Genomic DNA, 15,354 nt, shown 5'->3' with positions numbered 1-15,354 from the left:
GTCCGGTTAACTTTGATTAATATTCTTTGAAAGCATTGATTTTATTGAGTTATAGAAGATTTTTTATGGTGACAATTTGAATTGGCTTAATTTAAATTGCTAAAACTCATTAAAACAGGTATTATGCAACTTCCCGAATTGTAAAGAGAGTCAATTCCACAATTCCCAATTACGACTACCACTAACGAAACAAATAATAAAACGCATAGTAGGAATAATACTATTTTTCTCATTTGTCCAATTTTAACCAGAAAATCAACGGTGAAAAGTCCTAAAACAAAACTACTTTGAAAAATCAACAAAAAGCTTAATTACTTCTCCTGGCCTAGCAGACCAATCTTGCATTGCCTGGCCAACCGCTGCAGGCGCAAGTTTGCTGGTGATCAGATCCTCTAAAGGCAATTTACCGGACTCCATGTAATTCATGACCGCCACAAAATCTTCAGGCAGTGCATTTCTGGACCCTCTAATATCCAGCTCCTTTTGTACAAATAACTTTGTACTGAAGGCCACTTCGTTTTTAGCATAGCCAATATATACCACCCTACCTGTAAATGCGACTTGCTCTATAGCCGTAACATAGGTGGCAGGGCTGCCAACAGCCTCAATCACCACATCCGGACCCTGGCCCGCCGTAATAGTTCGCAGGCATTCAGGCAAATCATCCTTTCCGGCATTAATGGTATGCTTAGCACCGAGTTTTTTGGCAATTGCTAATTTATGATCATCCAGGTCAACTGCAATTACCCTGGCGCCTCTTAAAGCAGCTCTTATAATAGCCCCTGCCCCGATCATGCCACAGCCAATGACCAATACCGTATCAATATCCGTTACAGTACCTCTGGCCACTGCGTGGAACCCTACGCTTAAAGGTTCGACAAGTGCCAATTGTTCTTTATTTAATTTTTCATTGATCAACAACTTTTCCCAAGGTAAGATAATATACTCTTGCATAGCGCCACCACGCTGCACACCCATGGTTTCATTATATTGACAGGCATTATATCTTCTACGTTTACAAGAGGGACATTTCCCACAATGGGTATAAGGATTGGCGGTAGCCAGTTGACCCGTTGTAATATGTGCAGGAACCTGGCTACCCACCTCAACAATTTCAGCCGAGATTTCATGGCCAGGAATAACCGGATATTGCACAAGCGGATTCAGTCCCCTAAAAGTACTAAGATCCGTACCGCAGATACCAATATAATGAACCTTTAATAAAACCTCGTTTGGTTTTATGGATGGCACATCGACCTTTATTATATTCACTTTGCCTGGCGTCTCAAACTGCAATGCATTCATTATTGATACAATTTTGCCAAAATTAGCCAATAAACAATTTGTCTATTGCTAAGATATTGGCATTTAATGTTCAATATTTATCTTTTTACGCAATTTTGTTCATCACCTTCCTTCAGATCCTTGATGTATTAAATTACCCGCTAACTATTTTCACCAGGTAAGCACTACTAAAAGCTGGAAAATTCATCAACAATCAATATTTTTGTCTCAACGTACAAGTAATTCCATAAATAATTATCATACAGCCAGTTAAACAATTTATCAACAATTGGCTTCAATAAATTTACCGATGAAGAAAATTCTTTTACTGGCAGTCTCTTCTCTACTATTGACCATAGGATTTGCGCAAACTTATGCGCCCAATTGGCAGTCGCTTAATACCCGTAAGATGCCCGGTTGGTTCCATCAGGCTAAATTTGGGATCTTTATCCACTGGGGACTATATTCAGTGCCTGCCTATGCCCCCGTACTCTCCAACAGCGGATACGATTATTCAGAATGGTATTGGCGGCGGATCCGCCGCGACCATACCGAAGGTCCCGAGCAAAATGAGGCCTCCCGGCAGTTATTTACGGACTTTCATAACAGGGTTTATGGCAAGGACTTCAAATACGAACAATTTGCTCCTTTATTCAAAGCAGAGCTGTATGATCCCCATCAGTGGGCCCAGTTGTTTAAAAGTGCAGGAGCCAAATATGTAGTACTGACCTCCAAGCATCATGAAGGGTACTGCCTTTGGAATAGCCCGGAGGCGGACAGGGACTGGGGCCGCCCATGGAATTCCGTTACTGGAGCACCTAAAAGAGATTTACTGGGCGACCTGACAAAAGCCGTACGTGCCGAAGGCCTGAAAATGGGTGTCTATTATTCCTTATACGAATGGTTCAATCCACTATGGCTTACTGACAAGAAAAAATACGTGACTGAGCATATGCTGCCCCAGCTCAAAGAGCTGGTTAATCAGTATAAGCCTTCCATTATTTTCGCAGACGGAGAATGGGATCTGCCCGACACAGGATGGCACAGCCTGCAATTCCTATCCTGGCTATTTAGCGAATCTCCCGTAAAAAATGAAGTTGTCGTCGACGACCGCTGGGGCAGCAATACCCGCAGCATGAATAATGGAGCCATGTATACCACCTCAGAATATGGAAGCGGTATGGACAAAAGCATTACCTGGGAACAGTGTGAAGGAATCGGTCATTCCTTTGGTTATAACCGCAATGAGCAGCTCAGCGACTATAAAACTGGCAGAGATTTGATCCTGATGCTCGTGGATATTGTTTCACGTGGCGGTAATTTATTATTAGATGTTGGCCCTACCGCAGATGGCAGAATTCCTGTAATCATGCAGCAAAGGCTTACTGAGATCGGCAATTGGCTGAAGATCAATGGAGAAGCCATTTATGGCACAGAAGCTTATACCCACCCCTATCAATGGAGCAAAGGCATCGTTCCGGGGAAAAAACAGGGTAATTACATGAACGGGTATAGCACTGCTGAACTCACCAGACCCAAAAAAGATACCGCACACATAGAGGCCTTTTATACCACAAAAGGAGCAGATTTATACTGTACATTACCTGCCTATCAACCAGAACTTAGACTTACCGGTGTCAAGGCCCCCAAATCAACTGAAGCTGGATTATTGGGCACTGATATCAAACTGCCCGTAAAGCAATCAGGTAATGACCTGGTCATAGACCTTTCTCATTTGAAAGCAAATGCGTTACCAAGTAAAATTTTTACGCTCAAACTTACAGGTGTCTTATAATAAAAAAAAGAAGTATCCCTCTAAGCTAAATCTCTCAATTACCATCTAATCCTAGGCTTTTTAAAATAGCGTTTATTGGATTTAAAGATATGCCTGGATCGTTCCCATTTATGTACAGGCCGACTGAATCCACTTAAGCATTTATTGACGGCTCCTTCAGAAAATCCAAAGAAAGTCATCTCATAAAGGCAAAGGCCTGTAATAGTAGCCGCTCCATATTGTTCAAACAACCCATCAGCCACCTGGAGCCCCATAATCACCTGCCAGGGAAGTGAAGCCATGGCGTAAACAACTTCATCTGCAAAAGGAATAATGAATACGTGGATGTATTTACTACTTTTATCCTCTACAGCCTCCATTCCAACCTGCTGTTTTGTGGCTATTGGTGATAGTGCCCTGGCACTATTAAAAACCTTAAAATAACCCCGCAAATTTGACTTTTGATCCGGGTAGTATTGCAGGATTTTTTCTTTGACCTCTGCCCAAGTACAGGTAATAAAACAGTCATACAGCATTTTCATATGCCAAAATTATAAAATTCCTTGACTACTTTAAAATTTACGATCGCAAAGTTTAAATCCCAGATTGCATTTTAGCCAAAGCCATTCAATTCTCTCATTCAAAAAATAAACTAATGCTGGCATAGATGGTATGGATTTAAATCCATACCATCTATGCCAGCATTATTATGACCATTATAAAATAGAAAACCTTACTTTTTTCTGCTAAATAGATTTTCGGGGGCTATGGGCTCCTTTGAGAAGCCGGGTCCACTCCACGATAATTGAAGTAGTGGTATATGATCTTTAGCTTCCGTTATTTTATTTACTTTCCTAACATCCTTTTGATTATAATACAACCGCACGGGATGCAAGCCGGCCTTTAAAAATACCTGAGCCGTTTTTTCTGTGCCCGGCGTATAACCAAAATCCGCATCAATTAGTTGCATGTCATGCAACTTCACAAAGGCGTTAGACTGAGCGCTCAAATAGAAGGTATAATTGCCATCTGTGGGTGCCTTAATATATCCTTCCAGCATCAGTAGCCCTTCACGACCAGATTGAACGGCTTTTAATCCCTCTAACTGAATGGTAGCAATATGCCCGCGCTGAGTCCCTTTGAGCGCAGAGACCTGGGGAATCCAGCTGTAATGCCCCTTGTAAAACTGCCAATTGAGGCCACCTTGGATCGCTGTGGCATGAACTGCGGGTACAAGTGCACTGTCATAAGGCCGTTTTGCCCATTTCTCTGGCCTTCTTGACTGTAAGACCTTCGCTTTAAAATAAGTCTGCAGATCGCTTACAGTTCTGAAGCTAGCGGATGCTGGTGCCGGGCTATCCAGCTTAACTGGCAGCGTTGGCGTCAGCGCCAGGTTTCGGGTCTGCTGCGGGTCACTTACAACATTATAAATTTCAAAGTTATCCGATGCAGATTTTACATTATATCGCACCGCTACAAAACTATCGAGTCGCATTAGTTGCATCTGTCCTCGAACCCTGCCCCTGTGTGCGGGAGCAAACTCTTTAAAATTCGGTGTTTTTCCAGGAAAAAGTACTCGTTGTATATCTGACTAGGCTGCTGCTGGCCTTTTCCAGTCAGCTCGGGAAGTAAAGATACGCCATCCATTCTCGCTGGCGGTATCGCTCCAGCTGCCTGTATAAAAGTCGCAGCCCAGTCATAGGAAACACTGGGTTTAGTGATCACGCTGCCGGCTGGTATATGTCCAGGCCAGGCGGCAATGACCGGCATGCGGACACCTCCTTCCCAGTCGTCTCTTTTGATCCCATCAAAAGGACCATAGCTGGCAAAAAAAGTGGGTTCGACATGCACATAACCTTTTGGCAGGTAATCTTCAATGGAAGGGCCATTATCCGAAGTAAAGACAATAATCGTGTTATCTTCAATCTTTAAATCCTTCAGTAAAGCCATCAGATCTCCCACGCAATAGTCAATTCTTCTGTTTGACATGGCGTACCTTTTATAGGTATCCGGCCAGGGCACTTCCTTTGTAGCCGGATTATTGTCGTCATCATAAGTAGCACTGGCATAATCTGGATGGATATAGCTATCTGGTGTGCCGGTGGCTGTATTGATCATATGGCCCGGGGTGCCCAACCACTTTAATCCACCGTGGAGTCCTTGCCCCTTTGGATAGGCCTGCGTAGGCAACTCTAAAACAGCATGCGGGGTCTCAAAGGCTAAATACATAAAAAACGGCTTATCCTTATCTTTGCCCTGTGCTTGCTGATGGTCAGTAATCCATTTTTTGGCATACGCCGTCCAAAGATCGGGTGTATAACATTTATCTAACTCAGGGGTGATATTCTGGCCATGGTCCCATACTTCTACTTGCTGGTGGTTTGGAAAATAAAGAGCTTCTTTAGGATAATGCTCATGGCCATCCATATGGCGCATGTAGCCGAAAAACTGATCAAACCCTCTATTTGTTGGACGGGCATTCCAATCGTCCCCATCCTTATCCCAGGGCTTTGAGCCCTGGAGTCCCCATTTGCCGATGGCAATGGTTGCATAACCTAAAGACTGCAGGGTGGAAGCCATGGTATAGTTACTGTCAATAGCTCTGTCAAATTCATTATTGCGAACATTGGAATGACCCTGACTAACGCCCAACATCAGCGATGCCCTGGAGGGAGCGCATACGGGTGCAGCAGCATACTGCTGCGTAAAAATGGCACCACTTTCTGCCAACTTATCCAGATAGGGCGACCGTTCATACGGTTTGCCCTCCTTGGCACGCTGCTTTTGAAAAAATACGCCAACATCACCATAACCCTGGTCATCAGTCAGGATAAATATGATATTGGGCTTTTTTTGCTGGCCATAAAGTTGATTTACTTTAAGTATCCCAGCCATGCCCATTAAGCACAATACACTGCAAATTCTAATAGTACGCTTCATTTACATAGATTTTAGTCTCACAATTACATATTAAACAAGAATTTAAGTAGAAATTTCCACTAATTAAAAAAACAAGAAGGAGCTACCATTTTCAATAAAATTGGTAGTTCCTTTTGTATTTCTATAATTACCAGCCTTCATTTTGATCCAGCGCAGGATTTAAGGCAATTTCATTGGTTGGCACTTGATAAAGGTAGTATTTATCCAACCAACCTTTGCCGGATTTAACTGGATCATTGTACAGGAATCGGTACCCTTCAGTCATCCCTGTATTATCCGCTTGTTTAGTATTCATATTCAATAAATTACCAGTTATAGCGGACTTTTTAACCCACATGCCATAATCCTGGCGGTTTATGTACCAGGCAGCTTTGTTCCACCTTCTGACATCGTCAAACCCAAAGCCTTCCCCCATCAGTTCAACCATTCTCTCTCTTCTGATTTCCCAAAGTACAGGGTCAACACTTTGATCTCCGTCTGGATCAAAATCAGCACCAATACTCGCAACGATCATATGTGCCACTGCTGCCCTATCCCTAAGTTTATTAATAGTCTCATCTGCTACTCCCTGCGTAAATTGCCCCATTTCCCACATACATTCTGCATAGTTTAGTAGGACCTCATCTATTTTAAAAACTGGTTTATCAGAAGTATTAAGTGGCGAATTATTAAAACTTGTCTCCCACTGATCATAATACTTCCAAACATAATATCCAGATCGGCAAGATACAAAAGCCTTAGTATCAGAGGATGTTCCATCCGAAAAGTTGGGCACAGACCCCAAAACGGTTGCAGACCAATTCTGCGAAGGCAATCGTTTCATACCAATTCCAGGATTTGAACAACTCAAATTAGCACCCATAATATCAATATATTCTCTATCTGCAGGATCGGCAGTATAAGACCATCCTGGCGCATCTCCAGGCGTGCCACTTACTTTAAAGGGGGGCATAACAGTTTGATACAATCTCGGATCTCTGTTCCTGAAGGTAGAATAAGGCGTCTTATCTCCTGCATAGGTGGTATTAGCCACATTATGAATCGGCAGCCCGTTTTGAGACAAATACATATCTACGGTATGTTGTGGCATTTCAACATAATGAGAGGATGTGTGCTCAATATATGAAGAATTACAATAATAATTGGTATTGGCAAAATACTCTTTATATAAGATCACCCCAGGAATACCTTCCAGGCTTTCAGTTGTCCACATTTCACCATAGCCTGATGCAGGAGAGCCATCAGTTCCTGTATAAAGCGTAGGATATATTGCCATCAGTTCCTTAGATGCACTAGCACATTCCTTAAGGTAATTATTATAGTCCCCTAAGGCATGGTATTTTCTCCATGTGGCCTCTCTAAGAGTAAACCTGGAGATTACAGCAAGAATGCAATTTTTGTTGATGGTATTACCTCCATCCTGAGAAGAGAAATTTCCAATATTTGCTTCTGCCCATTTTAACCTAGCCAGGATACTATCGGTGACCACTAACCTATCCACTCTGGGGCCGTAAGCTAGTTCGGAAGAAGTTCCAAGCGTTGTATTGACCCAGGGAATATTGCCAAAACGGTTAACCAACTCCATATACCAATAGCAATAAAAAAAATAACCAACCGCCTTCCAATGGTTTCGCTCATCTACAGAAAGATTGCCATCATTGATATGATCTAACATTATATTAATCCTTCTGATATAGGTAAAATCCCAACCATTTCCTGAAACGGCATCTGCAACAGTTTGCCATGCATAAGGATTTTGCTGGCTTGTGCCTTTAAAGGTCAAATAATTGGCATAATAGTCGCCCCGATACTGTGCATTTTCGGGAAAACCCGCCGTAACAGAAGTCAAGATTGTCCCGTCAGTAAACATCCCATAGCAGGGGTACATATAGGATTTAAAATTATCATAGGTTTGGAAAGCCGTGCTTTCCGTTGGTGAGGTCAAGGGAAATTTTTCCAAATAATCTTTAGCGCAAGATCCCAGCAAAATCACCATTAAGCTAAAAACCAAGCATATATTTTTCATTTGTTTCATCTTATTTTACTTTAAATATGCAGTGTTCTGACATTATTCACTATATTGAATTGACAAAAACACCTGGGTAACCGAATTGTTTGCTTCTACTCTTTTTGTAACAGAACTTTATTTTACAACGTCAAATTCAGACCAAAAGAAATCGTTCTATAAAAAGGATAAGACCATGAAAGTGATTCTGGATCAAAACCTTTGGGTAGAGAAGTAAACGTGGCCAGATTTTCTACATCCACAAAAAACCTCAGTGAAGTGATTTGCGCCTTTTTTAATAAAGTCTGTGGAACTGAATAGGAAAGCGTAATATTTTTTATCCGCAAATAAGAAGCGTCCTGCAGGTACTTATCAGATACCCTTGTATTGGAGCCAACATTTTCCATTTGGCCATATATTCTATAGTATTTCGCGTTAGGATTTTTTGCCACCATATAATCTGGGCTGGCCGGATCCATGCTTTTAGGTTTCCAATAATCGGTCTGATTATAATATAATGGTTAAAACACCGCATCATTCGCTCCTGAACCTGCAAATGGAAAAATGGATTGGCCAGATATCCAGTAATCTCTCTTTCCAATGCCCTGAATCATGATATTCACATCAAATCCTTTATAATTTACGCCCAAATTGGCACCGTATTGATATTTAGGCATTGAATTTCCTATAACTTTTCTATCACCAGGGTTTTTCAAAGTACTTAATCCCGCATCAATTTGATTGGAGCTGTTCTCGTCATCCATCAAATTTTTAAACTTGACATCACCCGGTTTAACATTATATCCTTTTATGGAAGTCACGCCATCTTTCAACGTCCAATTATTTACATCTGAAAAGTCATTTACGCTATAATATCCATCAGCAACATATCCCCAGATTTCACCCCATTTCTGCCCAACATAGTAATCACTAAGCAATCCAGAGGTATTGGTGTTATACTTTGTAATCCAAGAACTGCTATTGTATAGATTCAGGCCAAGACGATAGCCAACTTGGCCGATTTTATCTCTCCAATTAAGAGATAGCTCAATACCTCTAGTTCGCATATTGGCCGTATTTTGCAAAGGGGCTGAGGCTCCTACGACACCTGGTAATGGTGTCCCAGCTGATAACATATTTTTGGTATCTCGTTGATACCAATCAAACACCCCCGAGAATTTATTCTTAAACAGGCCAAAATCCAATCCAATATCTGCAGAAGTAACTGTTTCCCAAGTAAAATTATCACTTACTAATGCAGGAGTGCCTATAACCGTTACCCGATCTTGATTAACTGCCCATACATTTGACTTAGCCACATCCATAGTAGGTGTATATGCATATGGAGCGATATTCTGATTACCAATTGATCCATAAGACGCACGTAATTTTAATTCATTAATCGCTTCTCTAAGCCCATCCATAAAACTTTCCTTTGCAATCTGCCATCCAACAGATACTGAAGGGAAAAAACCAAAGCGGTGATCTTCTGGAAATTTAGAAGATCCGTCATAGCGTCCGTTCAGCTCCAGTAAATACTTATCCTTATAGCTATAGTTGGCCCGATAAAACAAGCTCCTTAGCGAAAATTCGCTATATTCATCATAATCAGTTACCGTTCCAGTAGCTCCTGAAAAAGAAGGTATGGAAATTAATGCCTGTCCTTCGGCATTGTTACTGATAAATTCATAATAACTGGATTCCTGGGCAGCACCACCCATAAGTTTAATATGGTGATCCCCTAAATCCTTTTTGTAAGTCAAATAAGCATTAAACGAATTATAATCAGTATAATAACGTGATTTAAAATAATAATCTGTACTTGGGACAGTCGTAGCGGCCATCTGAATAGTGCTATAAGTCCATTGGCCAGAATAATAAGACGACTCATTATCAGTCTTATTATAAGTATACTCAAAGACGCCTTCCAGATTCTTCAATGGCTTAATGATGGATTTAAAAGATAAGCTAGGCGTATTGGTTATTAATGTACTTGGATTAGAAAAGAGAATTTTATTCTTGGGCGTAAAAATAGGTACATCAACATCACTGTTTAGCAATAAGGAAGCAGGCATATCTCCTTCTGGATAATAGGAGACTAGTCTTAGACTATATAAACCACCGGATTCATCTGTTGGCAGACGTTTGGTCGATTGGGAATATTTTATATTCAATTCCTGAGTAAACCACTTAGTAACATCAGCCGAAACATAAGAATTAAGTGATAGGCGCTTATAAAAGTCCTTATTGGTAATTAATGGGCCATTTTCAGAATTATAACCTCCTGATATCCTGTATCTAACCCTATCTGTTCCGCCAGAAACCGAAATATTATGTGATTGCAACAAACCGTTATTCAAAAAACTGTCCCAAAGATTCTTATCATGTAAGTAATAAATATCATTTGAAGGATCTACATAAATACCATCACCTATCAAATTAAAGGCAGACGGATTTTTCTGGTAATCTTTTAGATATTCCAGCCATTTAGAAACACTCTGAGAATTAGCCCAGTACTTATCACTTAGACCAGCATCTAAATATGCGGTTAAATAATTTTCTAAAGAGGCTTGAACCGGAGAACCTAACGCTTTTTCCGACCCGAAATTATTATTATAATTTATTTGAAAAGGCGCATTAGGCCCTGGATGCTTTGTAGTTATTAATATAACACCGCCAGCAGCCCTGGCACCATAAATTGCAGAGGATGCCGCATCTTTAAGGACTGTAACTGTTTCAACATCCTGCGGGTTCAAGGAGCCTAGATCTCCAGGCACATTGTCAATCAGTACAAGCGGATTCCCACCATTAATGGATAAAGGGCCACGAATATTAAGCGAATTACTATTTTGGCCTGGCGTAGAAGATCTGGTGATTTGTAATCCTGGTATTGCTCCTTGTAAGGCGCTGGTTGTATTAATTACCGGCCTGTCCCCCAAAACGTCTTCCATTTTTATTTGCGAAACAGATCCCGTCAGGTTTTCCTTTTTTTGTTGACCATAGCCAACCACAACTACATCATTGAGACTGTTTGCCAAGCTTACCATAGTAATGAGAATAGAAGTCATCTTGCCAGGCTCAAGTACACTACCACTCAATGTCTGTTTCTGGTAGCCAATTATGCTAAAATTAAAATTATAATGGCCAGGCCTAAGGCCATCGATCCTAAATTTGCCCAGGCTGTCAGTAATTGCATGAGCAACGGTCTGGTTATTTTGTTCTGCCTCAACAGTAACTCCATGTAGTGGAACCCCTGCTCCATTATTTACGATCCCTGTGGCTCCTGTGCTAATTTTTTGCCCATATGTCTGATTAGTTAGTATGGCAACCAATAATATGCACATGATACATATTCGATTTTTCAGTTTTCTTGACATAGTTAAATTGATTATTGTTTGATAGTAATACGTTTAAAAAACATCTATCCCGTAATCAGTCTTGATTTTTTTTTAACATACAAGAAAACACATCCCATCAGCCTAACTAAACCCTTATATTACTTACATACAAAACATTATACTATTTTATTTTCATAATGTAATAATTTAAATACTAAAATAATTGAAACTAGCGAGCCAATATTGTTAATAAGCTTTGTAAATATGTATAACAACATATTAAATTCAAATAATAATAATGTCCAACATATTAATTAACTATGCATCGTCCCTTTTTTGAGGTTTTGCCGCACACCTAAAAAGATACTTCTTTCTTACTACGTATTTTTTACGCTGGCAACAAAGATCTTAGCCCAAAATTTTCTAAACATAACAAACAATCATCTTATATGTCCACCTCAATTATACTCATTTTACATACTATACTTTGGCAGGAAAAATTGACTTTAAAAGATTTACTTATTGTAAAATAAACTTATTATTTATCGTATCTCGGATAAGAATAAGATCATTCATGGCTGCAATATCTGATAGTACTTTTTTTGTGGTCATCCCGTCATTGACGGTACCAATAAATTTAATATTTTCTACACGGTTGGTAGGATAGGATATTTTAACTCCCCGCTTTTCCGCAAGAAAATCCAGAACCTGCGCTAAGCTAACATCATTAAACTGAATTCCATTTTGGCCCTCCTTAATAGCCTTTAATATAGATTTTGTATTAGTGTTCCTGGATTTAGGGGCTACTTGAACAATGTCCGTGTTCATTTTCCTGGCTCTTTCATTTGTATTTTCATTTTGGGCAGTTGGGTCAATAACTGAAAACTGTTTATCCAACCTACTATAAGCAATTTCATTACCCGGCAATAAATAATAATCCTTCCCATCTGCCGTTTTCTTATCCGTAGATCTGACGACAATCTTTCCTTCAAGTAATTTCACAGCTACTTTTGTATTATTATTTTGTTCAGTGACCTTAAAAATTGTCCCCAACGCTGTTGTAGCGACTTCACGACAGTAAACGGTAAAGGGTCGGTTTGCATCCCTTTGTACTTTAAATATAGCTTCTCCAGTTAAATAAATATCCCTTCTTTCCCCCTTTAATCCCGTTAAAAACCTAATACTACCTCCTGGTGATAAGCGTACCTCTGACTTATCAGGAAGACTTACAGATTTTACAGCCCGCTCCTTATTGGTTAGAATTGTATACGGTGATGTAATAGGATCGGCTGTATTTTTAAGTGAAATTTTTGGCTTTTGAAAATAAGGCATTAAAAAGTAAGTAGAAAAACCTAGTGCAAGACAAATCGATGCCGCTATAATTATTCTTCTAATTAATCTAAAACGTCGTAAACGAGTATCCGGTACCTGCGTCCCTAATTTATTAAGAAATTGGTCAGTGTATTCATTTCGTTCCAATAACTTTTCTTCATAGTTTTCCCATTCTGATTCATCAAAATACCTTTCAATTTCTTCAGGATGCTCCTCAAAAAATTGCTTAATCTCTTGCTTTTCAGTTTCCGAGCAAGTATCACTATAGTATTTCTCAATCAATTCTTTAGTCACTATTCAGCCTTATATGTTTAAGATAAATTCTTTTCAACTATATCGTTTTTACGAGTCCTCGTATGTATCTGATCGCGAGTTGAATATGTTTATCCACGGTTTTTACTGAAATGGACATCTCCTGGGAGATTTCCTTGTAACTGAGATCTTCTTCCCTACTCAGCTTGAATACCTTCTGCCTAACTGGCGGTAACTTCTCTATTGCCTGTTGAATTATTTTATGCGTATCTTTCTCATCCATAATATCATAGCCACTAATCATGCTAATTTTGAATATATTTTCAGATACTTTAAATTGTTCCAAATGTTCCTTGTTTCGACCTTCCTTACGAAGCTCATCAATCATGAGTGTTTTGGCAATTTGAAAAATTTGTGTAGACAACTTCAGATCCACATTCAAGCTTTCTCTATATTTCCAAAGTTTAATAAAAGTTAACTGAGTTATCTCATTAGCAAGGTATTCTGATTTTGTCTTATTGAAAAGAAAGCCAAACAATTTACCACTAAATAAATAAAACACTTCATTAAAAGCACAGTTATCGCCAGCTTTTATTTTCACTATGAGAGGATCCATAATAGAAATGTTTAAATTAATAGGATTAAGGCAATATACCACCGCCTAAACTGTCTAAATTTATGATAATTTCCATTGAAATAGCAACTTTTATTTACGCAATGGTTTGCGCAAATTATTTTAAAAAGAATATTTTAATGAGCCTAAAACAACCTTCAGGAGTTCTAATTATAAATTTTAAACTAAACCACTATACAATCAGTGAATAAGGTGAATATGTATAGTCATTTCATTTTAATCACATGATTTGTTATATAAAAACATCTAAATCTAAAACTGAGTATGCTAAATCAATGTAAATAAGCCGCTTGCGCACTGTCGTATGAACTTGGTATAAATCTAGTCTTCAATTAGGTAAGAACTTTTGCCCTCATATAAGCAGGCGAATGCCCGTCACTGATTATATCCAGGCAGCCACCTGAGGAACGGCACAAATATGCGTATTATTGAGTAATACTCCTCCATTTTATTTTTATTCCCTACTCAAATTTAAATATATGTAAATAAGGATTTGCTTCTTATCTAAGCTTTGTCTTTGAATAACAAACAAAGCGCCCCGTGGTTTTCGGGACGCGTACTCACAAGCATGAACATGTCTCATTAGGCAGTTTGGGACGGCTTAAACCCAATACAAACCCGCTGTAATTGTTCAAAGTCCTTTTCATCCTGATTATAAATATCCGATAGACAGGTCGGCCTAGATATGCGTCGATTAAAGCCAAGGCTGTCAGATAAAGCCTGGGCTTTATCTACAGCTAACTCTTTGAACTCATAACGGGCTATCAACCTGCCTTTTCTAAGTAATGCGGTATCTATTTTGGAGATGTCTGTGTTAAAGGTGCAGATCACCTGTATGTTTAAAAAGTCAGAAATCAGCCCATCACAAATATTTAGGATAGAAGCCACCGGAGAAAAGAGCCTACCCTCTCTGCTTTTAACCAAGCTTTCCGCATCCTCAATCACAAAAATGCTATTGCTGTTTTTTATTAAAAAAGTCATCAGGGAAGGTTCCCCAATCTCCATGGCAATACTAGGCGGCATAAATATGACCCTTTTATTGATAGAGGCAATCAAATGCCTCAAATACGACGTTTTCCCGGTTCCGGGTGCGCCATGTAGCAATACGAGGCCTCTTTCTTTATGTCCATTTAGCTTTTCCTGGATGATCTGGTCAATTTTTATAAAGTCATCATTGTAATGAGTAGCAATATCCAAGTTCAGCAGATGTATCGGAACCTTTTCTGTTTCCAACCTGCCATTTTCATAGAGCATTATATACATTTCTGGAAGAGATACAGGTTCCCGCTGAAACCGCTTCAATTTTTTAATCAAATACCCAACTTTTTCAGCATTGGCTCTTTGATAATAAAACGTCACTTCATTATCTATAATATCAAAATAAACCATGATTTCCCCTCTTAAACAATAAAACACCTCCAAAGAGTCCTTCCTCGCAAATTGAAAGTTCTTTCTATATTCGTTTACTATATCCGAATAATAATGTTTGGCAAACCATTTAGCCCCGCCAACTGCATCCATATCATACATGATGGTTTCGCTGGGAATAGCATTATAATGTGCTACATATAGGTGTAATGGTTTTAAAAAATCCTCATATTCGCTGGTTAGCGCCTGCATAAGTGCTCCCTCAGACACCGGGGGCGTTTTCTGCCCCAAATAATCAATCACACTGCTTTGTTCCATCCTTTATTATTTTTGGTGCTACAAAGCTAATAGTACACCTCTGCCAAAAACAGACGCAGAAATAGAAAAAACTTAAAAAAGATGGTTAATTAATAATAGCGGGATCATC

Annotated in this window: 11 protein-coding genes; 1 reads left to right on the top strand and 10 read right to left on the bottom strand. The window is 39.4% G+C overall.

Annotation, left to right across the window (positions count from 1 at the left end; all coding sequences use genetic code 11):
• Nucleotides 1-282 precede the first annotated feature (282 nt).
• Nucleotides 283-1,305 carry a zinc-binding alcohol dehydrogenase family protein gene (locus FSB73_RS11745; protein WP_146782241.1) on the bottom strand — a complete coding sequence of 341 codons (1,023 nt, stop codon included), beginning with the start codon at nt 1,303-1,305 and terminating at the stop codon, nt 283-285.
• A 289-nt stretch (nt 1,306-1,594) separates the two neighbouring features.
• Here FSB73_RS11745 and FSB73_RS11740 point away from each other — a divergent pair, with 289 nt between their 5' ends.
• On the top strand, nt 1,595-3,079 hold the full coding sequence (locus tag FSB73_RS11740; protein WP_146782238.1) for an alpha-L-fucosidase: 1,485 nt from the start codon (nt 1,595-1,597) through the stop codon (nt 3,077-3,079).
• Nucleotides 3,080-3,117: 38 nt separating this feature from the next.
• On the opposite strand, the gene FSB73_RS11735 is transcribed toward FSB73_RS11740, so the two are convergent.
• The 9 genes from FSB73_RS11735 to FSB73_RS11700 form a co-directional block, all read right to left on the bottom strand.
• The gene (locus FSB73_RS11735; RefSeq protein ID WP_146782236.1) at nt 3,118-3,600 is read right to left on the bottom strand and encodes a DUF6557 family protein; all 483 of its coding nucleotides are present in this window, start codon (nt 3,598-3,600) and stop codon (nt 3,118-3,120) included.
• A 191-nt stretch (nt 3,601-3,791) separates the two neighbouring features.
• The gene (locus FSB73_RS11730) at nt 3,792-4,553 is read right to left on the bottom strand and encodes a PA14 domain-containing protein (protein WP_158639510.1); all 762 of its coding nucleotides are present in this window, start codon (nt 4,551-4,553) and stop codon (nt 3,792-3,794) included.
• On the bottom strand, nt 4,553-5,998 hold the full coding sequence (locus FSB73_RS11725) for a sulfatase-like hydrolase/transferase (RefSeq protein ID WP_146782230.1): 1,446 nt from the start codon (nt 5,996-5,998) through the stop codon (nt 4,553-4,555). The genes FSB73_RS11730 and FSB73_RS11725 overlap by 1 nt, the downstream gene beginning before the upstream one ends.
• Nucleotides 5,999-6,125: 127 nt before the next feature.
• Nucleotides 6,126-8,024: a RagB/SusD family nutrient uptake outer membrane protein gene (locus FSB73_RS11720; RefSeq protein ID WP_146782227.1), complete on the bottom strand. Its 1,899-nt coding sequence runs from the start codon at nt 8,022-8,024 to the stop codon at nt 6,126-6,128.
• Nucleotides 8,025-8,146: 122 nt separating this feature from the next.
• A complete protein-coding gene (locus FSB73_RS24860) occupies nt 8,147-8,482 on the bottom strand; it encodes a hypothetical protein (protein ID WP_225973954.1) in 336 nt (111 codons plus the stop codon).
• Between the two features lie 42 nt (nt 8,483-8,524).
• A complete protein-coding gene (locus FSB73_RS11715; protein WP_225973953.1) occupies nt 8,525-11,347 on the bottom strand; it encodes a SusC/RagA family TonB-linked outer membrane protein in 2,823 nt (940 codons plus the stop codon).
• A gap of 513 nt (nt 11,348-11,860) precedes the next feature.
• Nucleotides 11,861-12,967 carry a FecR family protein gene (locus tag FSB73_RS11710; RefSeq protein WP_146782224.1) on the bottom strand — a complete coding sequence of 369 codons (1,107 nt, stop codon included), beginning with the start codon at nt 12,965-12,967 and terminating at the stop codon, nt 11,861-11,863.
• A gap of 37 nt (nt 12,968-13,004) precedes the next feature.
• Complete coding sequence (locus FSB73_RS11705; protein ID WP_146782221.1) at nt 13,005-13,541, bottom strand: RNA polymerase sigma factor; 537 nt, start codon at nt 13,539-13,541, stop codon at nt 13,005-13,007.
• A gap of 600 nt (nt 13,542-14,141) precedes the next feature.
• A complete protein-coding gene (locus tag FSB73_RS11700; protein WP_146782218.1) occupies nt 14,142-15,245 on the bottom strand; it encodes an AAA family ATPase in 1,104 nt (367 codons plus the stop codon).
• Between the last annotated feature and the right edge of the window lie 109 nt (nt 15,246-15,354).

Source organism: Arachidicoccus ginsenosidivorans, from assembly GCF_007971385.1.
GTDB classification, from domain to species: domain Bacteria; phylum Bacteroidota; class Bacteroidia; order Chitinophagales; family Chitinophagaceae; genus Arachidicoccus; species Arachidicoccus ginsenosidivorans.
The sequence above is the reverse complement of the archived record's forward strand: the minus strand, read 5'-3'. Positions and strand labels throughout refer to the sequence as shown.

What these genes read in the sequence shown, in the direction of transcription:
- FSB73_RS11745 (WP_146782241.1), bottom strand. Translation starts at nt 1,305, where the DNA reads ATGAATGCATTGCAGTTTGAGACGCCAGGCAAAGTGAATATAATAAAG.
- FSB73_RS11740 (WP_146782238.1), top strand. Translation starts at nt 1,595, where the DNA reads ATGAAGAAAATTCTTTTACTGGCAGTCTCTTCTCTACTATTGACCATA.
- FSB73_RS11735 (WP_146782236.1), bottom strand. Translation starts at nt 3,600, where the DNA reads ATGAAAATGCTGTATGACTGTTTTATTACCTGTACTTGGGCAGAGGTC.
- FSB73_RS11730 (WP_158639510.1), bottom strand. Translation starts at nt 4,553, where the DNA reads ATGCGACTCGATAGTTTTGTAGCGGTGCGATATAATGTAAAATCTGCA.
- FSB73_RS11725 (WP_146782230.1), bottom strand. Translation starts at nt 5,998, where the DNA reads ATGAAGCGTACTATTAGAATTTGCAGTGTATTGTGCTTAATGGGCATG.
- FSB73_RS11720 (WP_146782227.1), bottom strand. Translation starts at nt 8,024, where the DNA reads ATGAAAAATATATGCTTGGTTTTTAGCTTAATGGTGATTTTGCTGGGA.
- FSB73_RS24860 (WP_225973954.1), bottom strand. Translation starts at nt 8,482, where the DNA reads ATGGATCCGGCCAGCCCAGATTATATGGTGGCAAAAAATCCTAACGCG.
- FSB73_RS11715 (WP_225973953.1), bottom strand. Translation starts at nt 11,347, where the DNA reads ATGTGCATATTATTGGTTGCCATACTAACTAATCAGACATATGGGCAA.
- FSB73_RS11705 (WP_146782221.1), bottom strand. Translation starts at nt 13,541, where the DNA reads ATGGATCCTCTCATAGTGAAAATAAAAGCTGGCGATAACTGTGCTTTT.
- FSB73_RS11700 (WP_146782218.1), bottom strand. Translation starts at nt 15,245, where the DNA reads ATGGAACAAAGCAGTGTGATTGATTATTTGGGGCAGAAAACGCCCCCG.